This is a genomic window from Streptomyces sp. BoleA5, from assembly GCF_000373665.1.
GTDB lineage: Bacteria > Actinomycetota > Actinomycetes > Streptomycetales > Streptomycetaceae > Actinacidiphila.
Window position 1 is genome coordinate 1 of the sequence record NZ_KB892097.1, and the last position, 759, is coordinate 759.

A 759-nucleotide genomic window follows, 5' to 3' on the forward strand; every position below is an offset into this window, starting at 1 on the left:
GTGTTTCGGTGGTCATAGCGTTAGGGAAACGCCCGGTTACATTCCGAACCCGGAAGCTAAGCCTTTCAGCGCCGATGGTACTGCAGGGGGGACCCTGTGGGAGAGTAGGACGCCGCCGAACAATCTTTATGGACCCTCGGTCCTGGCCAAAGCGCTGGGACCGAGGGTCTTCTTGTTTTTGGCGTGGTGCGCAACTCGCGGACGGGTACGAGAGACTGGCACTACAGCAGTACGAACGACAGGAGTCACGTCGATGTCCAACTCGCCCGAGGAACGGCCGGATCGGCCTGAGCGGCGCGCTCCGCGCCAGGGCGGCGACCGGGGTGAAAACCGCAGCGGCGGCCCCCGGCGCGAAGGCGACCGTGCCGGCGGCGGTTACCGCCGGCCCGACGACCGTCCGCGAGGGCGGTACGAGGACCGGGGTCGCGACGACCGGCGTGATGACCGCGGCGGCTACCGCCGCGATGACCGTCCGCGTTCTGACCGTCCCCGTGAGGATCGCCCGCGCGATGACCGTCCCCGTGACGACCGCGGTGGATTCCGCCGTGACGACCGCCCGCGCTACGACCGTCCCCGTGACGACCGTCGTGACGATCGTGGTGGGTTCCGTCGCGATGACCGTCCGCGTTCTGACGGTCCCCGTGAGGACCGTCCCCGCTTCGACCGTCCTCGTGCGGATCGTCCCCGTGACGACCGTGGTGGGTTCCGTCGTGACGACCGTCCGCGCTACGACCGCCCCCGTGAGGACCGTCCGCGCGA

The 759-nt window shown here is 69.0% G+C and carries 1 rRNA gene and 1 pseudogene; both read left to right on the forward strand.

Going from position 1 to position 759, the window contains the following annotated elements:
- The first annotated feature begins 4 nt into the window (after positions 1-4).
- Positions 5-121: ribosomal RNA gene (gene rrf, locus B085_RS0112455) — 5S ribosomal RNA — on the forward strand.
- A gap of 202 nt (positions 122-323) precedes the next feature.
- Positions 324-759, forward strand: a pseudogene (locus B085_RS42160) (hypothetical protein); the annotation flags it as partial.